Annotated in this window: 19 protein-coding genes and 1 pseudogene; 16 read left to right on the top strand and 4 right to left on the bottom strand. The window is 66.0% G+C overall.

All coding sequences use genetic code 11. The features are described from left to right. Nucleotides 1–50: 50 nt before the first annotated feature. From AABM56_RS06115 to AABM56_RS06105, 3 genes are all read right to left on the bottom strand, one after another. Nucleotides 51–1,784: an ABC transporter ATP-binding protein/permease gene (locus AABM56_RS06115; RefSeq protein WP_133859860.1), complete on the bottom strand. Its 1,734-nt coding sequence runs from the start codon at nucleotides 1,782–1,784 to the stop codon at nucleotides 51–53. A gap of 284 nt (nucleotides 1,785–2,068) precedes the next feature. Further along, the gene (locus AABM56_RS06110; protein ID WP_007159542.1) at nucleotides 2,069–2,629 is read right to left on the bottom strand and encodes a response regulator transcription factor; all 561 of its coding nucleotides are present in this window, start codon (nucleotides 2,627–2,629) and stop codon (nucleotides 2,069–2,071) included. Nucleotides 2,630–2,645: 16 nt separating this feature from the next. Then, a complete protein-coding gene (locus AABM56_RS06105; RefSeq protein ID WP_133859861.1) occupies nucleotides 2,646–3,905 on the bottom strand; it encodes an ATP-binding protein in 1,260 nt (419 codons plus the stop codon). Nucleotides 3,906–4,082: 177 nt separating this feature from the next. Between AABM56_RS06105 and AABM56_RS06100 the strand changes: the two genes are divergently transcribed. From AABM56_RS06100 to AABM56_RS06050, 11 genes and pseudogenes are all read left to right on the top strand, one after another. After that, nucleotides 4,083–4,790, top strand: a complete 708-nt coding sequence (locus AABM56_RS06100; protein ID WP_133859862.1) for an SIMPL domain-containing protein — start codon at nucleotides 4,083–4,085, stop codon at nucleotides 4,788–4,790. Nucleotides 4,791–5,036: 246 nt separating this feature from the next. Next, nucleotides 5,037–6,635, top strand: coding sequence for an ABC transporter substrate-binding protein (locus AABM56_RS06095; RefSeq protein ID WP_347883910.1), 1,599 nt, complete (start codon nucleotides 5,037–5,039; stop codon nucleotides 6,633–6,635). A 70-nt stretch (nucleotides 6,636–6,705) separates the two neighbouring features. Continuing rightward, nucleotides 6,706–8,304, top strand: coding sequence for an ABC transporter substrate-binding protein (locus AABM56_RS06090; protein ID WP_133859863.1), 1,599 nt, complete (start codon nucleotides 6,706–6,708; stop codon nucleotides 8,302–8,304). Nucleotides 8,305–8,346: 42 nt separating this feature from the next. Continuing rightward, complete coding sequence (locus tag AABM56_RS06085) at nucleotides 8,347–9,939, top strand: ABC transporter substrate-binding protein (protein WP_133859864.1); 1,593 nt, start codon at nucleotides 8,347–8,349, stop codon at nucleotides 9,937–9,939. A 146-nt stretch (nucleotides 9,940–10,085) separates the two neighbouring features. Then, nucleotides 10,086–11,504: an OprD family outer membrane porin gene (locus AABM56_RS06080; RefSeq protein ID WP_133859865.1), complete on the top strand. Its 1,419-nt coding sequence runs from the start codon at nucleotides 10,086–10,088 to the stop codon at nucleotides 11,502–11,504. Between the two features lie 360 nt (nucleotides 11,505–11,864). Next, the gene (locus AABM56_RS06075; protein WP_133859866.1) at nucleotides 11,865–12,875 is read left to right on the top strand and encodes an ABC transporter permease subunit; all 1,011 of its coding nucleotides are present in this window, start codon (nucleotides 11,865–11,867) and stop codon (nucleotides 12,873–12,875) included. 22 nt (nucleotides 12,876–12,897) lie between these two features. Next, nucleotides 12,898–13,809, top strand: a complete 912-nt coding sequence (locus AABM56_RS06070) for an ABC transporter permease subunit (protein WP_347883909.1) — start codon at nucleotides 12,898–12,900, stop codon at nucleotides 13,807–13,809. Next, nucleotides 13,806–14,837, top strand: a complete 1,032-nt coding sequence (locus tag AABM56_RS06065; RefSeq protein WP_133859868.1) for an ABC transporter ATP-binding protein — start codon at nucleotides 13,806–13,808, stop codon at nucleotides 14,835–14,837. Before AABM56_RS06070 ends, AABM56_RS06065 begins: the two co-directional genes overlap by 4 nt. After that, a pseudogene (locus tag AABM56_RS06060) lies at nucleotides 14,824–15,848 on the top strand (peptide ABC transporter ATP-binding protein). Before AABM56_RS06065 ends, AABM56_RS06060 begins: the two are co-directional and overlap by 14 nt. Nucleotides 15,849–15,954: 106 nt before the next feature. Continuing rightward, on the top strand, nucleotides 15,955–16,374 hold the full coding sequence (locus AABM56_RS06055; RefSeq protein ID WP_133859870.1) for a GNAT family acetyltransferase: 420 nt from the start codon (nucleotides 15,955–15,957) through the stop codon (nucleotides 16,372–16,374). Nucleotides 16,375–16,729: 355 nt separating this feature from the next. Then, nucleotides 16,730–17,200: a helix-turn-helix domain-containing protein gene (locus AABM56_RS06050; RefSeq protein ID WP_133859871.1), complete on the top strand. Its 471-nt coding sequence runs from the start codon at nucleotides 16,730–16,732 to the stop codon at nucleotides 17,198–17,200. A gap of 132 nt (nucleotides 17,201–17,332) precedes the next feature. On the opposite strand, the gene AABM56_RS06045 is transcribed toward AABM56_RS06050, so the two are convergent. After that, complete coding sequence (locus AABM56_RS06045; RefSeq protein WP_133859872.1) at nucleotides 17,333–18,451, bottom strand: hypothetical protein; 1,119 nt, start codon at nucleotides 18,449–18,451, stop codon at nucleotides 17,333–17,335. 131 nt (nucleotides 18,452–18,582) lie between these two features. On the opposite strand from AABM56_RS06045, the gene AABM56_RS06040 reads away from it, so the two are divergent. The 5 genes from AABM56_RS06040 to AABM56_RS06020 all read left to right on the top strand — a co-directional run bounded on the left by AABM56_RS06040 (nucleotide 18,583) and on the right by AABM56_RS06020 (nucleotide 23,642). Next, entirely contained in the window at nucleotides 18,583–18,888 is a 306-nt protein-coding gene (locus tag AABM56_RS06040; RefSeq protein ID WP_133859873.1) for a nucleotide pyrophosphohydrolase, read from the top strand. Then, nucleotides 18,885–19,640, top strand: a complete 756-nt coding sequence (locus AABM56_RS06035; RefSeq protein WP_133859874.1) for a methyltransferase domain-containing protein — start codon at nucleotides 18,885–18,887, stop codon at nucleotides 19,638–19,640. The genes AABM56_RS06040 and AABM56_RS06035 overlap by 4 nt, the downstream gene beginning before the upstream one ends. Before the next feature lie 47 nt (nucleotides 19,641–19,687). Further along, the gene (locus AABM56_RS06030; RefSeq protein ID WP_133859875.1) at nucleotides 19,688–20,299 is read left to right on the top strand and encodes a DUF4136 domain-containing protein; all 612 of its coding nucleotides are present in this window, start codon (nucleotides 19,688–19,690) and stop codon (nucleotides 20,297–20,299) included. A 62-nt stretch (nucleotides 20,300–20,361) separates the two neighbouring features. Next, entirely contained in the window at nucleotides 20,362–20,946 is a 585-nt protein-coding gene (locus tag AABM56_RS06025; protein ID WP_187978664.1) for a DUF4136 domain-containing protein, read from the top strand. Between the two features lie 161 nt (nucleotides 20,947–21,107). Beyond that, nucleotides 21,108–23,642: an EAL domain-containing protein gene (locus AABM56_RS06020; protein WP_347883908.1), complete on the top strand. Its 2,535-nt coding sequence runs from the start codon at nucleotides 21,108–21,110 to the stop codon at nucleotides 23,640–23,642. The last annotated feature ends 1 nt before the right edge of the window (nucleotide 23,643 follow it).

Here is a 23,643-nt window from a genome sequence, read left to right as displayed (position 1 = left end):
CATAGCACCCCCCTCTTCCCAAACGCCCGATTTAGACCGCTTAGTCCATATCAGGATGCCTCGCCGACCGCTCTAGGACGCAACTCTTGCCCCTCCAGCAGCAGGTGGCGACGGTGGTAGGCGCGCAGACTCGGACGATGGCCGACGCTGACCAGGGTCAGGCCGGGGTTCTCTGCCAGCAGGCGCTCATAGAGCGCGCGCTCGTCCGCTTCGCTCAGCGCCGAACTGGCTTCGTCGAGAAACAGCCAGTCGGGGGCATAGAGCAGCGCCCGGGCCAGGGCGACGCGCTGCTGCTCGCCCGGCGACAGGGTACGTTCCCAATGACGGCTTTCGTCGAGGTGCTCCACCAGCTGGTCCAGACGACAGTGCCGCAGGACTTCGGTCAGGCGCTCGTCGCTGTAGGCCGCCACGGGTTGCGGATAGGCCAGGGCTTCGCGCAGGGTGCCAATGGGCAGATAGGGTTGCTGCGGCAGGAACAGCTGGCGACCCGGCGGTACGGCGATACCACCCTGCCCTTGCCGCCAGAGTCCGGCGAGGGCGCGCAACAGGGTGCTCTTGCCACTGCCCGAGGCACCTTCGATCAGCAGGTGTTCGCCACGGGCGATGCGCAGATCGGTGGGATGCAGCAGCAAGCGACCGGCGGCACCCAGGGAAAGCCCTTCCAGGATCAGGTCGTTGTCGCTGGCATGGGGCACCAGGATATCGGTCTCCTGGCTGAATTCGGCCATGGTCTCGCGAAAGGTCAGCAGACGGTCGGAGACGGCGCGCCAGCCGGCCAGGCTGACATAGGCGTCGACGAACCAGCTGAGACTCTCCTGGACGTTGCCGAAGGCCGAGTTGATCTGCATCAGGTCGCCCAGCTGGATCTTGCCGGAGAAATAGCGCGGCGCCGCCAGCACGAAGCCGGCGATGATGGCGATCTGGCTGTAGCCGGCGGTGAAGAAGGTCAGCCGCTTGGTGTAGTTCATCACCAGGTGATAATTGCCCCAGACGTAGCCGAAGCGGTCCAGCAGGCGCCGGTGCTCGTTGGCTTCGCCGCGGAACAGCGCCACGCTCTCGGCCTTCTCGCGCACACGGATCAGGCCGAAGCGCAGGTCGGCCTCATAGCGTTGCTGCTGGTTGTAGAGACCGATCAGCCGCCGGCCGATCAGATGGGTCAGCCAGGTGCCGATGGTGGCGTAGATCAGCGCCGCCCAGAACATATAGGCCGGGATGGTGATGCCGAACAGCGTGATGTCGCCGGAGATACCGAACAGGATGACGCTGAAGGACACCAGGCTGACCACCGTACGGATGAAGCCCAGCCCCAGGCTCAGGGTGGTGTCGGCGAAGTCGCGGATGTCTTCGGTGAGGCGCTGGTCGGGGTTGTCGGCGCCGCCTTCGCGTTCCAGCTGGTAGTAGTTGCGATCGGACAGCCAGAGGCCGAAGTGCTTTTCGGTCAGCCAGCGCCGCCAGTTGATGGTCAGCGCCTGGGTCAGATAGAGGCGGTACACCGCCAGCAGGATGGCGGTGGCGGCCAGCCCGCAGAAATACAGCATCAGCCGGATGAAGGCGGCCAGATCGCGATTCTGCAGGGCATCGTAGAAGTAGCGGTACCAGGTGTTCAGGGCCACCGACAGGCCGACCCCGGCCAGGGACAGGGCGATGACCACGGACAGCAGGAGCCAGGCCTTGCCTTTCTCTTCGCTGCGCCAGTAGGGGGTGATCAGGGCCCAGACGCGGGCCAGGAAATGTCCACGGGAAGCCCCGTAGACGGAGGGCACGGGTACGGCGGATTCGGACATGCTCGGACTCTCAGGGACTGCTCAAGGAGACGCCTGCACAGCCTATGCCGGAAAGCCTGAACGAATTCTGACTGAAACAATGTAACAGTTTGTCGCCCACGAAGGTCGTGGGCGATGGCGAGCAGAAAGAGCCTGTTCAAAGTTGCGCGAGCTAAAGCGAAACAAGGCAAAAAGACCTGAGGAAGCGGATCGGACCCGCGCTCGGGTTTACGAGTGGTAAATGAGCATTCCGAAGGTCTTTTCAACGCTGATTGGCCGATGCGCAGCCGACTTTGAATAGGTTCTCAGCGGCGGACCGGACGCTTCTGCAACTTGCGCTGCAGGGTGCGGCGATGCATGCCCAGGGCGCGTGCGGTCGCCGAGATGTTGCCTTCGTGCTCGGACAGCACCCGCTGGATGTGCTCCCACTGCAGGCGGTCCACCGACATGGGATTGTCCGGCACCAGGGTATCCAGATCGGCGTGCTGGGCGAGCAGGCCGGCCAGGACGTCGTCGGCATCGGCCGGCTTGCACAGGTAGTTGGTGGCGCCGCGCTTGATGGCTTCCACCGCGGTGGCGATGCTGGAATAGCCGGTGAGGATCACCACGCGCATCTCCGGATGCAGCTCCAGCAGCTGGGGCAGCAGCACCAGCCCCGAATCGCCTTCCATCTTCAGGTCGAGCACGGCGTAGTCCGGCAGGTCTTCCTTGGCCAGTTGCAGGCCTTCCTCGGCGCTGTCGGCGATGGACACGCGCAGACCGCGGCGGTCCATGGCGCGGGCCATCACCCGGGTAAAGGTGGGATCGTCGTCGACCAGCAGGATGTGGGGCTGGTCGTCGAAACCGCTGTTGAGGTCGTCAGTCATAGAATTCTCCAGGCATTCACGCCAGGGCGTAGTGCCGCGGCAGGCGCAGTTCGGTCAGGGTGCCGCCTTCTTCGTGATTGTAGAGCTTCACCGTGCCGCCGGCGCGGGTGACGCTGGCCTGGCTGAGAAACAGGCCCAGGCCGAAGCCCTTGCCCTTGGTGGTGAAGAAGGGCTTGCCGAGCTGCTCGGCGATGGCCAGGGGCACTCCGGCGCCATGATCGCGGATCGACAGGCACAGTTCGCGAGCATCCCAGTGCAGACGGATGGCCAGGTTTTCCGGGCAGGCGTCGGCGGCGTTGTTGAGTAGATTCAGCAGTGCCTGGGTAAGTTCTACCGGCGGCGTCAGGCGCGGCGGTGTGCCCAGACTGACCACCTCGAAGCTGTAGGTGGCTTCCGGGCGCATCAGGTGCCAGCGATCCATGGTCGCTTCCAGCCACTCCACGGCGGTCTGCTCCTGCACCGTCTGGCGGCGGTCGGCTTCGGCGGCGCGCACCAGTTGCTGCAGGGTCTGCTTGCACTGGCCGACCTGGGCCTGCAACAGCGCGAGGTCTTCGCTCAAGGTCGCCTGATTACCGTATTCCTGCTGCAGCTCCTTGAGCAGCACGCTCATGGTGGACAGCGGCGTGCTCAATTCGTGGGCGGCACCGGCGGCCTGGGTGGCCACGGCCAGCAGTTGCTGGTCGCGCATGGCCTGTTCGCGGCGCTGGGCCTGCAGATTCTCCTGTTCGCGCAGGGCGGTGGCCATGCGCGCGACGAACAGGGTGATGACGGCGGCGGACAGGGCGAAGCTCAGCCACATGCCGTAGCTGAGCACCGCGCCATCGTTGGCCACCAGCAGGTGCAGCGGCTCGTAGGACAGCAGCATCAGCGAGAAGACCGCCAGGGTCAGGGCCGCCAGCACCAGGGTATAGAGCCAGGGCAGCGTGGCCGCGGCGATGGTCAGGGGCACCAGGTAATAGGAGGCGAAGGGGTTGGTGGGTCCGCCGGCGAAATACAGCAGCGCGCTGTGAATGGCCAGGTCGCAACCCAGGTGCGCGGCGTACTCCTGCTCGGTGACCGGCCAGGGGCGGGTCAGCCGCAGGGCGGCGAACAGGCAGAGCACCGCCGAGACGCCCAGGGTGATGGCCAGGGCCGTCCAGGGCAGCTGGACGATGCCCGACAGCCGGGCGATACCCACCGAGCCGGCCTGGGCGGCCAGCACCAGCACGCGGATAAGGACCAGGCGCCCGAGATTCTGGCGATTGGCAGACAACCATTGAACGGGCAAGGAGAACATGCGAGGTTCCAGGCGCAAGAAACGATCGAGACGGCAGCCCCGAGGGACCTGCCGGTCAGAGCAGACTTGGCATTATAGCGATGGGTATCCGCCCGCAGCCGCCGACGCGGCAAAGCGACGCACCATCCGCCAGGTCCGCGGTCACACCGCTGTCGTACTGCCAATCAGGAGAACACCATGACCCCTTCCCTACGCCCGCTCGTGCTGGGCGCCGCCCTGTTCAGCGCCCTGCTCGCCACCGGCGCCCAGGCTGACGAAGCGCGCTACAACCAGATCAGCCTGAGGGCCGAGGTCAGTCGTGAGGTGCCGCGCGACCGCATGCAGGTCATGCTCTACACCGAAAGCCAGGGCCAGGATCCGGCGGCCCTGGCCAGCGACACCACCAAGACCCTCAACGCCGCCCTGGAACAGGCGCGCAAGGTCGCCGGCGTGGACGTTTCCCTGGGCAATCGCAACACCTACCCGGTCTACGAAGACCAGGGCCGCGCCATCAATGCCTGGCGCGAGCGCGGCGAACTGCGTCTGGAAAGCGCCGACTTCGCTGCCCTGTCCAAGCTGACCGGCGAGTTGCTGGGCAACCTGAAGATGGGCAACCTGCAATTCACCATTGCCGATGGCACCCGCAAGCAGCAGGAGGATGCCCTGTTCAAGGACGCCGTGGCCGCCTTCAAGGCGCGTGCCCAGCTGGCCACCGAAGCCCTGGGTGGCTCGGGCTATCGCATCGTCAACCTGGACCTGGGCACCAGTGGCGTACCCCAGCCGCTGCCGATGCTGCGCATGTCGGCGATGAAAGCCGCCAGCGATGCCGTGACTCCGGACGTTGCCCCCGGTACCACCACCGTCGAAGTGACTGCGGGCGGTACCATCGAGGTACAGATGCCCTGATCTAGGGCAGAAAAGTAACAACGCTGTTTCGGTGCGCACTTTTGGTGCGCACTGCCTTCCCGTCGTGATACCTCGTCTTACATCTTTGCGACATCTGTTTCCTGTTTGGGTCGCTCAGGGTCAATAGCTCGCCTGAGCTATGGACATGGGCATAAGCTGTGCATGTGGGCTCATCTGTCCACAAGACATCGGCATTCTGTTTCGCAACGCCACATCGTGTTGCGCCGTCCCCGACATGAGGTCTCCATGCACAAGAACGTACTCGCTGCCCTCTTCGCTTCCGGTCTGCTGGCCGGCGCACCCCTGGCCCAGGCAACCAACCTGGTGTTCTGCTCCGAAGGCAGCCCGGCCGGTTTCGATCCGGCGCAATACACCACTGGCACCGATTTCGATGCGTCGGCGGAAACCATCTTCAACAAGCTGACCCAGTTCGAGCGCGGCGGTACCCAGGTCAAGCCGGGTCTGGCAGAGAGCTGGGACATCAGCGAAGACGGCAAGGTGTACACCTTCCACCTACGCAAGGGCGTGAAATTCCACACCACGGACTACTTCAAGCCGACCCGCGACTTCGATGCCGATGACGTCCTCTTCACCTTCCAGCGCATGCTGGACAAGGACAATCCGTTCCGTAAGGCCTACCCCACCGAATTCCCCTACTTCACCGACATGGGCCTCGACCAGAACATCGCCAAGGTGGAAAAGGTCGACGACTACACGGTGCGCATGACCCTCAACGAAGTGGACGCCGCCTTCCTGCAGAACCTGGCGATGCCCTTCCCGTCGATCCAGTCGGCCGAATACGCCGACAAGCTGCTCAAGGCCGGCAAGGCTGCCGAGATCAACCAGAAGCCGATCGGCACCGGTCCCTTCGTCTTCAGCCGCTACCAGAAGGATGCGGTGATCCGCTACAAGGCCAACCCGGACTACTGGGACAAGGTCGATGGGCCCAAGGTGGACAACCTGATCTTCTCCATCAACACCGATCCTTCGGTACGGATGCAGAAGCTCAAGGCCAACGAGTGCCAGATCACCGTCTATCCGCGTCCGGCGGACCTGGACGGCCTGAAGAAGGACCCGAATCTCAAGCTGCCGTCGCAGCCGGGCTTCAACCTGGGCTACATCTCCTACAACGTCGAACATGGCGATCTGGCGAAGCTCAAGGTGCGCCAGGCGATGGACATGGCCGTCAACAAGGAGGCCATCATCAACGCCGTCTACCAAGGCGCCGGCCAGGTGGCGGTCAACGCCATGCCGCCGACCCAGTGGTCCTACGACAAGTCCATCAAGGACGCGCCCTACGATCCGGAAAAGGCCAAGGCCCTGCTCAAGGAAGCCGGCTTCAAGGAAGGCACCGAACTTACCCTCTGGGCCATGCCGGTGCAGCGTCCCTATAATCCCAATGCGCGCCTGATGGCAGAGATGCTGCAGCAGGACTGGGCCAAGATTGGCGTCAAGACCAAGATCGTCAGCTACGAATGGGGCGAGTACATCAAGCGCTCCAAGAGCGGCGAGCAGGACATCATGCTGATCGGCTGGAGCGGAGACAACGGCGACCCGGACAACTGGCTGGCGACCCTCTTCGGCTGCAAGGCCATCGGTGGCAACAACTTCTCCCGCTGGTGCTACCAGCCGTTCGAGGACCTGGTGGTCAAGGCCAAGCGCGTGACCGACCAGGGCGAGCGCACCAAGCTCTACGAACAGGCCCAGCAGGTGCTCAAGCAGCAGGTACCCATGACGCCCATCGCGCATTCCACGGTCTACATGCCGATGCGCAAGGAAGTCCAGGACTACAAGATCAGCCCCTTCGGGTTGAACGAGTTCTACGGCGTCAGCGTCAGCAAGTGAAGCCTCTTGGCCAGGGTCGGGAGCCAGACTCCCGGCCCTGGCCGTTCATTTGACTGATGGAGTGAGACCCATGCGCCTTCCCTACGCCTACTCGTTGCTGGCGGCGAGCCTGCTCGCCTGTGCTCCGCTCGCCCAGGCGGCGAGCAATCTCGTCTATTGCTCGGAAGCCAGCCCGGCCGGTTTCGATCCGGCGCAATACACCTCGGGCACCGAATTCGATGCCTCGGCCGAAACGGTCTTCAACCGCTTGGTGCAGTTCCAGCGTGGCGGTACCACCCTGGAGCCGGGCCTGGCTACCAAATGGGACGTGAGCGCGGATGGCAAGACCTATACCTTCCACCTGCGCCAGGGCGTGAAATTCCATACCACCGACTACTTCAAGCCCACCCGCGACTTCACTGCCGACGACGTGGTCTTCACCTTCCAGCGCATGCTCGACAAGGAGCAGCCGTTCCGTAAGGCCTACCCCACGGAATTCCCCTACTTCACCGACATGGGGCTGGACCAGAACATCGCCAAGGTGGCCAAGGTCGACGACCACACCGTGGTCTTCACCCTGAACAAGGTCGATGCCGCCTTCGCCGCCGACCTGGCCATGAGCTTCGCCTCCATCCAGTCGGCGGAGTACGCCGCGCAGTTGCTCAAGGAGGGTAAGCCCGAACTGCTCAACCAGCAGCCCATCGGCACCGGCCCCTTCGTCTTCAGCCGCTACCAGAAGGATGCGGTGATCCGCTTCAAGGGCAATCCGGACTACTGGAAGCCCGAGGACGTCAAGCTCGACAACCTGATCTTCGCCATCACCCCCGACGCCGCCACCCGCCTGCAGAAGCTCAAGGCCAACGAGTGCCAGGTCAGCGGCTATGCGCGTCCGGCGGACCTAGTGGAGATGAAGCAGGATGCCAACCTCAAGGTCCTGCAGCAGCCGGGCTTCAACGTCGGCTTTCTCGCCTACAACGTCCAGCACCCGCCGCTGGACAAGCCCGAGGTGCGGCGTGCCCTGGACATGGCCATCAACAAGCAGGCCATCGTCGACACCGTGTTCCAGGGCGCCGGTCAGGTCGCGCAGAACGTGATCCCGCCGAACCAGTGGTCCTACGACAAGAATATCAAGGGCGCGCCCTATGATCCGACCAAGGCCCGCGCGCTGCTCAAGCAGGCGGGAATCAAGGACGGCACCGAGATCGCGCTCTGGGCCATGACGGTGCAGCGCGCCTCCAATCCCAACGCCCGCCAGTCGGCGCAGATGATCCAGCAGGATTGGGCCAAGGTCGGCATCAAGGCCAAGATCGTCAGCTACGAATGGGGCGAGTACATCAAGCGCGCCAAGGCGGGCGAACACGATGTGCTGACCTATGGCTGGACCGGCGACAACGGCGATCCGGACAACTGGCTGGGCGTGCTCTACGGCTGCAGCGCCATCGGCGGCAGCAACTATGCGCGCTGGTGCGACAAGGACTACGACGCCCTTATCCAGAAGGCCAAGACCAGCAACGATCGCGCCGAACGCACCCGGCTCTACGAGGAGGCGCAGCAGCTCATCCGTCAACAGATGCCGGTGAGCCCCATGGCCCACTCGGTGGTGTCCCAGCCCATGCGCAAAGAAGTGCAGGGCTTCAAGATCAATCCCTTTGGCGTCACCGGTTTCTATGGCGTAAGCCTCGACCGCTGATTCTGTCCGGCCCGCCCTGCGGGCCTTCACGAGGAGCCTTCCGTGTCCAAACCGCTATTCTCGCTGTCTCTCGCCGCCCTCCTCTGCCTGACGGCCAATGCCGCCCTGGCCCGGCCCCTGGTGGTCTGCACCGAGGCCAATCCGGAAGGCTTCGATCCGGGTCGCTACACCTCCGGCTATACCTTCAACGCCTCGGCCACGCCGCTGTACAACCGCCTGGTGGAATTCAAACAGGGCACCGCCGAGCTGGAGCCGGGCCTGGCCGAAAGCTGGGAGGTCTCCCCCGATGGCCTGCAGTACACCTTCACCCTGCGCCAGGGGGTGAAATTCCACACCACCGACTACTTCAAGCCGACGCGTGATTTCAACGCCGACGACGTGGTGTTCAGCTTCGAGCGCATGCTCGACAAGAACAATCCCTGGTACAACCTCTCCCCCAGCGGCTATCCCTATGCGGCGGCCATGGAGATGGGCACCCTGATCAAGTCCATTGACAAGGTGGACGACAGCCACGTGCGCTTCACCCTCAACCAGCCCGAGGCGCCCTTCCTCGCCGACCTGGCGATGGCCTTCGGTTCGATCCTGTCCAAGGAATACGCCGACAGCCTGCTGGCCAGCAAGAAGACCGACGACATCAACCAGAAGCCCATCGGCACCGGTCCCTTCGTCTTCCAGCGCTATGCCAAGGATTCCAACACCCGCTACAAGGTCAATCCGGACTACTTCGGCAAGAAGCCGCAGATGGATGGCCTGGTGCTGGCGGTGACCCTGGACCCCAATGTGCGCATCCAGCGGGTACGCAACAACGAATGCCAGATCGGCCTGACGGTGAAACCGCAGGACGTGCCGATGCTCAAGCAGGACAAGAGCCTCAAGCTGGCCCAGGTGGAAAGCCAGACCACCTCCTACCTGGCGATGAACACCAAGCACAAGGCGCTGAGCGACGTGCGGGTGCGCCAGGCCATCGCCATGGCCTTCGATCAGCAGAACTACCTGAAGACGGTGTTCGGCGAAGGCGGCGCCAAGGCGGCGATCAATCCCTATCCCTCTTCGCTGCTGGGCTACGCCAAGGACATCAAGCCCTGGCCCCATGACTTGGAAAAGGCCAAGGCGCTGCTCAAGGAAGCCGGCTACGCCGATGGCTTCACCCTCAAGTACTACATCAGCACCGGTACCGGCCCCGGCGGCAGTCCGGCCCTGGTGGCCCAGCTGATCCAGGGCGACCTGGCCAAGATCGGCATCAAGGCCGAGATCACCCAGTTCGAGTGGGGCGAGTTCGTCAAGCGCACCAAGGCCGGCGAGCACGACCTGATGATGATGAGCTGGACCGGCGACAACGGGGATCCGGACAACTTCCTCACCAACAACCTGAGCTGCGCCGCGGTACAGGGCGGCGAGAACCGCGCCTTCTGGTGCGACAAGGCCTTCAACGACGCCATCGAAAAGGCCAAGCGCATCAACGACCCGGCCCAGCGTACCGCGCTCTATGAGCAGGCCCAGCAGATCTTCCACCAGCAGATGCCCTGGATTCCGCTGGCGCACCCGCTGTTCACCGATGTCCTGCAACCCAAGGTGCAGGGCTATGTGCAGAGTCCGCTGGGGGTCTACGACTTCTCCACGGTGACCCTCGACTGATCGGCAACTGATGCCGTAAGCGACCGGGCCCGGGCGGCCCGTCCCCTCGACCTTTCCCGCCTCGCGCCGTGTTTCGGCGCGACGGGTTCGGCCGTGCCGGAAAACGCCCAGATAACAGAAAAAACGACCGCTTTGGAGCACACCTGATGACCAACGTCCACCGGGGAGGCCTCGCCCTCTCCCTGCTCACCCTGGCCCTGACCGCCCACGCCCAGTCCCCGGCGCCGGAAGATCCCAGCTACGCCAACGAGGTCCAGACCCTGCCCAACGTGCAGAAGCCGGTGAAGGGCCAGGCAGGCGCCAAGGGCTTTTTCGCCGATGACAGCCTGACCCTGACCACGCGCAACTTCTTTGCCCGCGAGACCAGCTCCGATCCGATCTTCAGCTACAGCAAGAACGGCACCCGGGTGCGCACCCACTCGCGCAATACCTGGGTCCAGGCCACGGCGCTCAAGTACAGCTCCGGCTACACCCAGGGCCCGGTGGGCTTCGGTATCGACGTGGCCGGCTATCAGGCCACCAACCTGGAGCGGGGCAAGGGTCAGATCGGTGGCGGCGGCAACCGCACCCTGGCCAACGCCGAGGGCGAGGGCCATGCCGAGTGGTCCAAGCTGGGCATCGCCGATGCGCGCTTCCGCGTCTCCAACACCGAGCTCAAGATCGGCCGCTTCATGCTCGACACCCCGGTGATCAGCTACAACGACAACCGGCCCTTCCCCTCCGGTTTCGACGGCTTCGCCCTGACCAGCGACGAATGGGACAACCTCTCGCTGCAGGGTGGCAGCTTCACCCGCGTCAGTCCGCGGACCGGTGCCGGCGACGAGAAGTGGACCACCGAGTACGGTACCCGCGAGGTCACCGCCGACCGCCTGAGCTTTCTCGGCGGCAACTACAAGCTGCCCCAGGGCTGGGAAGTCAGCGTCTATGGCGCCAACTTCGAGGACGTCTGGAATCAGTACTTCCTGAGCGTCACCCAGGCCGGCGGTTCTCTTGATACCTTCGCCTGGAAGGCGGTGGCCAACGCCTATCGCACCGTTGACGCCGGCAGCGCCAAGGCTGGTGACATCGACAACACCGCCTGGAGCCTGGCGTTCACCGGCAGCCACCAGGCCCACAGCCTGACCCTGGCCTACCAGCAGATCGACGGCAACGAGTACTTCGACTACGCCCACGAGACCGCGGCCATCTACCTGGCCAACTCCCTGGTCTCGGACTACAACGGCCCCAACGAGAAGTCGCTGCAGATCCGCTACGAGACCGACTGGAGCTACTTCGGCGTGCCCGGCCTGAGCACCGGCGTCTGGTACGCCAAGGGCTGGGACATCGACGGCACCCACTACGATGCCGGCTCCGGCAAGTACGCCAACTATGCCGAGGTCCTGCAGCAGGATGGCGAGAAGCACCATGAGATCGGCCTGGTCACCACCTACAAGGTGCAGCAGGGCGCGTTCAAGGACAGTCGCTTCCGCCTGCTGCTGACCGATCACCGCGCCAGCCAGAACCAGGTCGACGGCAACGTCAAGGAATTGCGCCTGGTCTCCACCCTGCCGTTCAACCTGCTGTAATGGCGGGACTCGGCGGCTTCCACGCAGTGTCGGGCATCTGGCCGGGATCGCGCTGCGAACACCGGCGAAGCCCGGGCCGTGTCGAGGATATCGACGCCCGTGGCAACGTGGTAGTCTGCCGGGTTTGGAGCCTTGCTCCAGAGCGCTCTTCGAACCTATTCGTAGGACCGAACGAGCCTGCTGTCCGCAGGTGTCGTTCGTTACGGACCAGGATGGTCTCGTCAGGGATGAATCCGGACCCACAAGGTCTGAGAGTCAGATCAAAAGCTCATTAGCTTTTGAGCAGGCTCTCACTTAAAAACGCGGCCGGGCATGTACTCGCGCCGTCTTGATCAGCCTCAAGAGGAGATACCCCCTCCGATGCTCGCCTTCATCGCCCGTCGCTTCGGGCTGCTGATACCGACGTTCTTTGGCGTCACCCTGCTGACCTTCGCCCTGATCCGCCTCATCCCCGGCGATCCGGTGGAGGTCATGATGGGCGAACGCCGCGTCGATCCGCAGATGCACGCCGAAGCCATGCACCGCCTGGGCCTCGACAAGCCCCTGTACCAGCAGTATTTCGACTACATCGGCAACCTTGCCCAGGGCAACCTCGGCGAATCCCTGCGCAGTCGCGTCGGGGTCTGGGACGAATTCCTGACCCTGTTCCCGGCCACCCTGGAACTCTCGGTGGCGGCCATGCTGTTCGCCACGGTCTTCGGTGTGCTGGCCGGCATCATCGCCGCCCTCAGGCGCGGCACCACGGTGGACCACGGGGTGATGGGCGTGGCCCTGACCGGCTATTCCATGCCGATCTTCTGGTGGGGCCTGCTGCTGATCATGCTGTTCTCCGTGCAGCTCGGCTGGACCCCGGTTTCCGGTCGCCTGGACCTGCTCTACGACATCCCGCCGCGCACCGGCTTCATGCTCATCGACACCCTGCTCTCCGACGAGCCCGGCGCCTTCGTCGATGCCCTCAAGCACCTGATCCTGCCGGCCATCGTGGTGGGCACCATCCCCCTGGCGGTGATCGCCCGCATGACCCGCTCGGCCATGCTCGAGGTGCTGCGCGAGGACTATGTGCGCACCGCTCGCGCCAAGGGCCTGTCGCCGGGGCGGGTGGTCTTCGTCCACGCCCTGCGCAACGCCCTGATCCCGGTGCTGACGGTGCTCGGCCTGCAGGTCGGCAGCCTGCTCTCCGGTGCGGTGCTCACCGAGACCATCTTTTCCTGGCCCGGCATCGGCAAGTGGCTGATCGAGGCCATCGGCGCCCGGGACTATCCGGTGGTGCAGAACGGCATCCTGCTGATCGCCACCCTGGTCATCCTGGTCAATTTCGTCGTGGACATCCTCTACGGCCTGGTCAATCCGCGCATCCGCCACCAGCGTTGATGCGCCCATACGGACAGAGCCTATGACAACGGCAAACACCCCGGCCGCTCAAGACCCGAGCGCCCTCTATCCCTCTCCCTTCAAGGAGTTCTGGCAAGCCTTCGCCCGCAACAAGGGCGCCCTCGGCGGGCTGATCTTCATGGTCATCGTGGTGTTCTGCGCGCTCTTCGCGCCCTGGGTCGCACCCCATGCGCCCAGCGAGCAGTTCCGCGACTTCATGCTCACCCCGCCGCTGTGGCTGGACGGTGGCAACAGCCAGTTCCCCCTGGGCACCGACGAGCTGGGACGTGACCTCCTCAGCCGGCTGATCCATGGCGCCCGGCTGTCGCTGCTGATCGGCCTGGCCTCGGTGGTCTTCTCGCTGATCCCCGGCATCCTGCTCGGGCTGGTCGCCGGCTTCTCGCCCAACCGCGCCGGTCCGGTGATCATGCGCCTGATGGACATCATGCTGGCGCTGCCCTCGCTGCTGCTGGCCGTGGCCATCGTCGCCATTCTCGGCCCAGGCCTGATCAACACCGTGGTGGCCATCGCCATCGTCTCGCTGCCCTCCTATGTCCGCCTGACCCGCGCCGCGGTGATGGGCGAACTGCATCGCGACTACGTCACCGCCTCGCGGCTGGCCGGCGCCGGTACCCTGCGGCTGATGTTCGTCAGCGTGCTGCCCAACTGCATGGCGCCGCTGATCGTCCAGGCCACCCTGAGCTTTTCCTCGGCGATCCTCGATGCCGCCGCCCTGGGCTTCCTCGGCCTCGGCGTGCAGCCGCCCACCCCCGAGTGGGGCACCATGCTGGCCTCGGCCCGCGACTACATCGAGCGCGCCTGGTGGGTGGTGACCCTGCCGGGTCTCGCCATCCTCTTCACCGTGCTGGCCATCAACCTGATGGGCGACGGCCTGCGCGATGCCCTCGATCCGCGTCTGAAGGTGCAGTCATGAGCCTCCTCGAAATCCAGAACCTCTCGGTGCGCTTCGGTGGCACCGACGCCCCGCCGGTGGTGGAAGGCCTCGATCTCACCGTGGATCAGGGCGAGATCGTCGCCATCGTCGGCGAATCCGGCTCCGGCAAGTCGGTGACCATGATGGCCGTGATGGGCCTGATCGATCACCCCGGCCGCATCACCGCCGACCGCCTGGCCTTCGACGGCCAGGACCTGCTCAGCCTCAAGGGCCGCCGCCGGCGGCACCTGATCGGCAAGGAGCTGTCGATGGTCTTCCAGGACCCGATGACGGCGCTCAACCCCAGCTACACCGTGGGCTTCCAGCTGGAAGAGGTGATCCGCCAGCACCTGGGCCTCAAGGGTCGCGCCGCTCGCCAGCGCGCCCTGGAATTGCTGGAAAAGGTCGAGATCCCGGCCGCGGCCAGTCGCCTCGGCGCCTATCCGCACCAGCTGTCCGGGGGCATGAGCCAGCGCGTCGCCATCGCCATGGCCATCGCCGCCGAACCGCGCCTGCTGATCGCCGACGAACCCACCACCGCCCTGGACGTGACCATCCAGGCGCAGATCATGGAGCTGCTGGTCAATCTGCAGCGCGACGAGGGCATGGGCCTGATCCTCATCACCCACGACCTCGCCGTGGTGGCCGAGACCGCCCAGCGCGTGGTGGTGATGTACGCCGGCCAGGCGGTGGAGAAAGGCGTGGTGCCGACCCTGTTCGACGCCCCCGCCCACCCCTATACCGAAGCCCTGCTGGCGGCCATTCCCGAGCACAGCCAGACGGACCGCCTGCACACCCTGCCCGGCATCGTTCCCGGTCGCTACGACCGGCCCGCCGGCTGCCTGCTGAGCCCGCGCTGCCCCTATGTGCAGCCGCGCTGCCAGGAGCGCCCGGCGCTGGAGCCCTACGACCGTGGTGCGGTGCGCTGCTTCTTCCCGCGCAACGTCGCCCCGGGCGAGGCGCCTGCGGTGCTGCCCGAACATCAACGTCCCAGCCAGTTGCCGGAGGATCGCCATGGCGCCGTCTGAAGCCACCGTCCTCGCCCGCTCCACCACCCCGGAGCAGGCGCCCGAGCACCTCGTGCTCGAAGCCAAGGGCCTGACCCAGCACTATCAAATCTCCCGCGGCCTGTTCAAGGACAACGCCACGGTCAAGGCGCTCAACGGCGTCTCCTTCGACCTTCAGGCCGGGCGCACCCTAGCCGTGGTGGGTGAGTCCGGTTGTGGCAAGTCGACCTGGCCCGCGCCCTGACCCTGATCGAGCAGCCCACCGCCGGCAGCCTGGTCATCGGCGGTCAGGACGTGGCCAACGCCGACGCCGCCCGCCGCAAGGAACTGCGCCGCGAGGTGCAGATGGTGTTCCAGAATCCCTATGCTTCGCTCAATCCACGGCGCAAGATCGGCGACCAGCTGGCCGAGCCGCTGCAGATCAACACCAGCCTCTCCCGCACCGAAAGGCGCGAGAAGGTACAGGCGATGATGCAACAGGTGGGTTTGCGGCCGGAGCACTACCAGCGCTATCCGCACATGTTCTCCGGTGGCCAGCGCCAGCGCATCGCCGTGGCCCGCGCCATGATGCTGCAGCCCAAGGTGCTGGTGGCGGACGAGCCGACCTCGGCGCTGGACGTGTCCATCCAGGCGCAGGTGCTCAACCTGTTCATGGATCTGCAGCAGCAGTACCGGACCGCCTATGTGTTCATCTCCCACAATCTCTCGGTGGTGCGCCACATCGCCGATGAAGTGATGGTGATGTACCTGGGTTGCATCGTTGAAAAGACCAGCCGCGACCTGCTGTTCGAGCGGCCCCTGCATCCCTATACCCAGATGCTGCTGTCGGCCACCCCGAGTCTGCACCCGGACCCGAGCAAGCCGCGCATCCGCATCCAGGGCGAACTGCCCAACCCGCTGGATCCGCCACCCGGTTGCGTCTTCCACCGTCGCTGCCCCTATGCGACGGAGAAGTGCAAGACCGAGGTCCCGGCGTTGCGCAACGTGGAAGCCCGCCAGGTGGCCTGCCACTATGCGGAGAACTTTCTCTAGCTGGAAAAGCTGATCGCGGCCATGGGCCGCTCCTACAGGGTGTACCGTAACCTGTAGGAGCGGTCGCTACGGCGCACCGCCATGGCCGCGATGGAGATCCCGCCCCATGCACATCCGCCCCTTCCAGTCCGCTGACACCGAGGCCGTGATCAATCTGTGGCAGGCCTGCGGACTGACTCGCCCCTGGAACGATCCCTACCGCGACATCCAGCGCAAGCTCGCCGAACAACCCGAGTTGTTCCTGGTGGGCGAAGTGGACGGCACCCTCATGGCCAGCGCCATGGTCGGCACCGACGGTCATCGCGGCTGGCTCTACTACCTCGCAGTGGCCCCGGAGCATCAGCGCCGCGGCCATGCCCGGCGGCTGGTGGCGACCGCCGAACAGCTTCTGAGCGATCGCGGCTGCCCCAAGCTGCAGCTGATGGTGCGCCGGGACAATGCGGCGATCCTCGGCTTCTATGCGGCCCTGGGCTATGCCGAGGCCGAGGTCATCACCCTGGGCAAGCGGCTGATCGCCGACGACTAGGGTGGAAGGCGGCGAAGCCCTGTCCGCTGCCGATACTCAACGTCCAATGGAGAACCCCCTGCGGTTTTCCACGCTACGGGCTCACGGCTGATCGTAGGGTGGGTAACGGCGCAGCCTTACCCCGCGGAGCCGAACCTGCTGTGGAAATCCCTGGACGGTTTTCACCGCGTGTAGCCGGTGTAGAGTGGATGGACAGGGAAGACCCTGTGAGGAGACGGGCTTCCGCTCTTCCCTGTCAGCGAGGCCGTCAGGTCCCTGTCACCTCGCTGTCAGGCTGCTGTCGGGTTGTCGTCGTGTCGGACAGAGGGCCTTGCGGCTAGGCTTTTGCTCGTCCACCACCGCTGGAGAAACCGAGATGCAACTGCCCAACAAAATCAAGGAACACCGCCTGGCCCGAGCGTGGTCGCAAGAGCAGCTCGCTGAACTCGCGGGCATCAGCACCCGTACGGTGCAACGCATCGAAAATGGCGAGCAGGCCAGTCTGGAGACCCTGAGCGCCCTGGCTGCCGTTCTGGAAATCAGCGTTGCCGACCTGACAGGTCAAGCCACTCAAGCAGTGGGATCCGCTGCAGACGAGCGAATCGCGAATGCCCGTGAACAGGTCGCCGCCGAGATCGGCTTCTATTGGCAGGTGCTGCGCGGCATGGTCATCTGTGTCTTTCTCTATGTGCTCAATCGCGCGACCTCGCCTGAGAGCCACTGGTCCCTGTGGGTCGCCGCCATCTGGGGAATCCTGTTGCTGGGTCGTGGCATCCAGACCTTCTTCCTGCGCGACAGGATCGCCCTCTGGCAGCACGCCCGGCTGCAAAAGCTCTTGCGGAAGTAGGAAAAGCCACCGATCGGCACCAGCGTTAGGCGCAGCTGAACCGCCTAGCTGGTCATGGCGCTGCTACTGGGCAGCCAGACCTTCGAGGCAGGCGGCGCTGTTGGGCTTCGCTGCGCTCAGCGCCAACCTACGTCAGCGGGGCAGGAGGTCCACCAGCGGCCCCGGATGCTTGCGGACTTCGGCGTAGGGCACCAGGGTGCCGCCGGGTTCGTCGCAGCTGCGGGCGGCGCGGAAGAAGGTCGGGCCGAGATAGAGGCCCTTGGGCGTCAGGTACCAGGGCGCGAATTGCCAGACGTCGGCGCTACGATAGTCGCAGCCGTCGCCGTCGGCGGGCGCCTGCATCAGTTGCGGATACAGGCGGGTGAACAGCCGGATCACCCAGGGCGCCAGGGTCTGTTGCCTATAGTCTGCCAGGGCCTGGGAATAGCGATCCTCCGGCTGCGGACGAATCGGCTGGCCGTGGCCCAACCAGAGAAAATCCTCCAGCGCCAGCTCCTCGCCGGTCTGCAGATCCAGGGTCAGGGGCGCGCTGCCGAAATCCGGGTGAGCCGCGCCGCTGCAGCTGTACTGGCTGAACAGATTGACGCTGAGCACCCGCTCGCTGAGCAGCTGCGGGGTCACCTCCAGGCTGTGCTCGCCGTCAGCGCCGATGCAGCTCAGGTGGGCATCGACCTCCGCCCAGAGGCGTTCGCGCAGTACGGCATTGGCTGCCTCGCTGGCACCCTCCACGGTGAACAGCCGCATGCCCGAGACCGGCTCGCGCCACCAGCGCAGGCCCCGGCCCATGAAGGTCTGGCGCTCGCCCTGTTCCAGCCTGAGTCCCTGCAGGCGGCGATACTCATAGGGATCGTCCTGGCGCAATTTCTGCCGATAGCGATCCGCTGCCGCGGAATGCCCCGGTTGCAGCGGCGCCAGGGCGAGCGGCAGGGTCTTGCCGGCACCGCTCCAGGTGCCGGTCCAGGAACCATCCTTGCCGCGCGTCAGTGACCAGCTGGCCTTGGGACCGTCCTGCCAGGGCGCACCCTCCTCCAGCTTGAGCCGGTCGCCCGATTGCGCCGGACCGCTCAGGCGCAGGTCGCGGCGATAGCGGTCGTAGAAGTAGCGGCCATAGGCTTCGTCGTTGGCGGTGGAATCGACCTCCACCACCACTCGGGCCTGGCCCAGGGTGCCCTCCAAGAGCAGCTTTTCGGCATGGGCGACGCCAGTGGTCAACAGCAGGGCCAAGCCCAGTCCGGTCAGGCAAGATTTCATCAGGGCTCCAGCAACCAGGGTGTCGGTGATGGGCCCCAGGGTAGAACAGCGGCGTCAGGCTGTCGCGCAGGCCGGCGGACGACAGCCGTCTCGCCATGGGAGAATGGCGTTTTGTCGACCCTCGGACACCCATGGACCTCCCTGCCCTGCTCACCCGCCTGCACGCGATCCGCGATGCCAACGCCTGGCGCCGCTATCACAATCCCAAGAACCTGGCGATGGCCGCCAGCGTCGAGATGGCCGAGCTGGTGGAGATCTTCCAGTGGAAGAGCGATGCCGAGGCCCGCGCCTTGAGCACCGCCGAGCGCGAGCACGCCGGCCAGGAAATCGCCGACGTGCTGCTCTATCTGCTGCAACTGGGCAGCGAGCTGGAGCTGGACGTGGAGCAGGCGGTGCTGGCCAAGCTGGCCGACAACGAAAGGCGCTTCCTGCCGTGAGCGATACCTTTTTCGACGACCGCGCCACCCGTTTCGCCGCCAACATCTATGGCGGCACCAAGGGCGCCATCCGCCTGGCGGTGCTGCAGGCGGATCTCGCCGAAGTGCTGCCGCAACGCCCGCTGCGGGTGCTGGACATCGGCGCCGGGCTCGGCCACATGAGTCTCTGGCTGGCGCAGCAGGGCCATGCCGTGACCCTGGCCGAGCCCTCGGCGCCCATGCTGGCCGGGGCCCAGGAGGCGTTCGCCGCCGCCGGACTCGACGCCGACTGGCTGGCGCTGCCCTGGCAGGAGTTGCCCGCCTTCGCCGAGCCCTTCGACCTGGTGCTCTGCCACGCGGTGCTGGAATGGCTGGAGACGCCCCCGGCGATCCTGCCTACGCTGCAACGCTGCCTGGCCCCGGACGGCTGGCTGTCGCTGGCCTTCTACAACCGCGACGCCCTGATCTATCGCAACCTGCTCAAGGGGCATTTTCGCAAACTCCGGCAGGGTGACTACGCTGGCGCGGGCCAACGCGGCCTGACGCCGCAACGGCCGCTCGATCCGCGCGAGGTCGAGGCCTGGCTGGCGGCAGACTGGCAGGTTCGGGCGCGCAGTGGCGTCCGGGTCTTTCACGACTACATGCCGCCGGAATTCCAGACCCGTGCCGACGGCGAGGAGCTGGTGGCCATGGAACTGGCCCACCGACGGCACCCGGCTTTCGCGGGCCTGGGGCGCTATCTGCATTGGCTCTGCCAAGCTAAGGCAGGATGACGTAGGGCGCGGTATGCTCTGGCCAGCATTCCTCCGAGGAACCGGTCATGCGTCGCCCCCTGCTCTGCCTGTCGCTCGCGCTGCTCGCCCTGGCCGGTTGCCAGACGCCCAATCCCTATGTCGCCAGCAGCCTGCCAGAGGCGTCGCTCCCGGTATTGCCGCAGCAGGATCCGGCGGCCTATCCGCCGGCACCTCGTGACTGGAGTCGCTATCGCACCTGGAGCTGGGCACCGGGCGCCGCGGTGGTCAGCGGCGGCCTGGATGGCCAGACCGTGCAGCAGGCGGTGGCCGATGGTCTCGACCAGCGCGGCTTGCGGCCCGCCATCGGCGGTGCCCGCGCCGATCTGCAGGTACGCGCCCGCCTGACCCAGCAGCAGCGCAGCGAGCAATACACCGACTACTACGACACCAGCTACGGCTACGGCGGCTACGGGCCCTATGGCTACGGTCCCGGCTATGGCGCCACGGTCGGCCAGGCGCGGACCCGCACCCGGACCTTCCTGGTCGACGTGCTGGAGGTGGAATTGCTCGATCCCGCCACCGGCCAGGTGCTCTGGCACTCGGCCGCCGAGCAGGCCAGCAACGGCAACAGCGGCGAACGCGCGCGCACCCTGCGCGAGACCACCCGCCGCCTGCTGGCCAACTATCCGCCGAGCTGAAGGGATAAGTGGCCCTTAAGCCAGTCCAAGCAGACTAGCGCGCTCACCTCAGAGGATCGCCCATGAAACGTTGTCTCCTGCTGCTTGCGGTCCTCTTGCTGGCAGCCTGCGCAGAGCGCGGCCCGCGCAATCTGGACTATGACGCCAGCCGTGATTTCGCCGCCTATCGCAGCTGGGGCTGGGCGGACCCGGCCATCGAGTACCGCCCCAACGATCCGCGGGTGCGCAGCGATCTCACCGAGCAGCGCCTGCGCGATTCGGTGAGCAGCGGCCTCGACCAGCGCGGGCTGCGCCCCGCGGCGGCGGGCACGCGCCCGGATCTGAAGCTCAAGCTCTATGTGATCCTCGACCAGCGCCAGCAGAGCTACAGCTATGCCGATCCCTACTGGGGTCCGGGCTGGGGCGGTCCCTGGGGCTCCGCCTGGGGTCCCGGCCCCTGGGGACCGAGCTATGTGCGCACCCAGACCGTCACCTACCCGGTGATGACGGTCCAGCTCGACATGCTCGATGGCCGTGACGGCAAGCTGGTCTGGCGCGCCAGCGAAGAGCGCCTGCTGGACGACCAGAACGCCACGCCCAGCCAACGCAGCGCCGCCTTCAGCCGTCTGATCAACGAGCTGCTGGTCAGCTATCCACCGCGGCCTTGAACGGTCGACCGTCCGGGCAGCTCAGCGCTGCCCCTGGTCAGGCCGCGAGCAGACGGCTGGGTGATGGTGGCGGATAATGGCCGCTGGCCAGGCACCCCTCGCGCCGTCCTTGGCCACCTCGCAGGAATCCTGACCGTCGTCCAGCACCGCCCAGGTTCACCATGCCGTCCACGCCCATCGCCACCCGCCGCAGCCACAACCTGCTGCTGCGCCTCTTTCCGGTCATCTGCGCCCTGCCGATCCTGCTCGGCCTCGGCTGCTACCTGCTGATCAGGACCGCCACCAGCCAGGACGCCGACGTCCAGCAACGCGCCCGCACCTACATCGACCGCACCCTGGTGCAGGTCGAAAACGAGATCGGCCACAACATCATCAACTACGCCAAGTGGGGCGAGGCCTACAAGCACCTGCACCTGGCGGTCGACCTCTTCTGGGCCAACGACGAGCGCAACGTCGGCGACATCCCCTATGAACTCTATGGCTACAACGGGGTCTTCGTGCTGGATCCGCAGGATCGTACCGTCTATGCGGTGATCGATGGCCGGCCGACGGAGCGCGCGGCGGCGCAATGGCTCGAAGGCGATCTGGCCGGCCTGCTGGCGGCCACCCGCCAGCGCCCTGGCGAGACCGAGAGTCTGGTACGGGTGCTGAGCGTGGGTGGTGTCCCGGCGCTGGTCGCCGCGGCCACCATCACGCCCGGCGCGAGCTACAGCGTGGCACCAGGTCCCGGGGCCCCCTCGGTGATGCTGTTCGTCAACGTGCTCGATCCGGACACCCTGGCCCATCTCAGCGATACCTATGGCTTGCCGCGACTCGAGGCGTCGCGGGTGCCCCTGGTCGATCATGAAACGCTGCGCTTGCTGGATTCACCGCTGCTGCTCAACTGGCAACCGCCGCAACCCGGCGCCCAGCTCCTGCACCGCACCCTGCCGGTCTTTCTGGCCGGGGTGCTGCTGCTCGGGCTGGTGCTGGCCCTGCTGATCCGCCATGCGCTGAATTCGGCGCGGCAGCTCGACCAACAGTTCGATGCCCTGATCGCCAGCCAGGCCGAACTGAGTCGCAGCGAAAGGCGCTTTCGCGAACTCGCCGAGGCCGCCTCCGACTGGCTGTGGGAAAGCGATGCCGCGGGCCGCATCACCTATCTGTCCGAACGCTTCGCCCGCATCACCGGGCATACGCCCGGCAGTTGGCTCGGGCGGCCGCTGGCGGAGCTGTTCAGCAGCGAGACGACCCCGCTGGCTGCCTGGCTCCAGGGCAATGCTCGCCAGCTCGACGAGCGCCAGGTGCTGCGCTGCCATTATCGCGACCGCCTGGGTCACTCCCGGGTCTGCGAGATCACCGCTCGACCGCTGCCCAAGGACGCTGGCTTTCGCGGCACCGCCAGTGACATCACCGCCGCGGTCAATGCCCAGGCGAAAATCGAACACCTGTCGCAACACGACAGCCTGACCGGCCTGGCCAATCGCCTGCAATTGCAGCACTACCTGGCGCGCAAGTTGACGCAAGCCAGGACCCCGCTGACGCTGCTCAGCCTGGACCTGGATCGTTTCAAGCCGGTCAACGACAGCCTCGGCCACGCCGCCGGCGATCGGGTGCTGCAGGAAATCGCCCGGCGTCTGCAGGCCAGTCTGAGACCTGGCGGCCTGGTGGCGCGCCTGGGCGGCGACGAATTCATCGTGGTGCTGCTCGGTCACCTGGATGTGGCAACCGTCGACCAGATCTGTGCGCGGCTGGTGAATGCCATCGGCCGACCCATCCTGCTGGAGGAACAGTCGGTCAGCGTTGGCACCAGCATCGGCATCGCCCAGGCGCCGGAGCAGGCCAGCCAGGTCGAGGACCTGCTGCGCCTGGCGGATATCGCGCTGTACCAGGCCAAGGCCGCGGGCCGCAACGGCTGGTGCTTCCATGCCCCGGCGATGGACGCCCAGCTCAGCCAGCGGCGTGACCTGGAACAGGAGCTGCGCCAGGCGCTGGCGCTCGACCAGCTGCGCCTAGGGTACCTGCCCCGGCGGAGCGCCGCCGAGGGCCGGCTGAGCGCCATCGAGGTCCGGCTGCACTGGGCCCACCCGCAGCGCGGCCTGCTACCGCCGGAGGTCCTCCTGCCCCTGGCCGAAGAGACCGGACTCAGCGTTCCCCTGGAATTCTGGTTGCTGGACAACGCCTGTCACGCTGCCGCGACCTGGCCCGCGCCACTGCGGCTGATCATCAATCTGTCCGCGCGTCCGTGCGCCGATGGCGAGGCCCTGGTGGCGGCGGTCGCCCGCGCCTTGCAGACGAGCGGCCTGGCAGCGGAACGCCTGGAGCTGCAACTGCCCGAGGCGCTGTTGCAGGCAGACAGCGCCCCGATGTTGATGCCGCTCAAGGCGCTGGGCGTGCGCCTGAGTCTGGCCGACTTCGGCCGAGGTTCAAGCGCCCTGGAGGCGCTGCGCCACCCCGTACTGGATGGCATCAGCCTGGATAACCGACTGGTCGCGCACCTGGAAGATCAGCAGGTCGATGCCGCCATCGTCCAGGCTCTGACTGGCCTGGGACGAACCCTGGGCCTCAGGGTGACGGCGACGGGCGTGGAGACGCCCGGCCAGTTGGCCTGGCTGCGGGCGCAGCACTGCGATGAGGTCCAGGGGGCCCTGTTCGGTCCCTCTTTGACTGACCGCGAGCTGGCAGCGCTGCTGGCAACCGACCTGCAGGCGGGTTGAC

This window comes from Pseudomonas aestiva, from assembly GCF_039908605.1.
In the GTDB taxonomy this organism is placed as follows: Bacteria; Pseudomonadota; Gammaproteobacteria; order Pseudomonadales; family Pseudomonadaceae; genus Chryseomonas; species Chryseomonas aestiva.
This window is presented reverse-complemented; position numbering and strand designations above follow the sequence as displayed.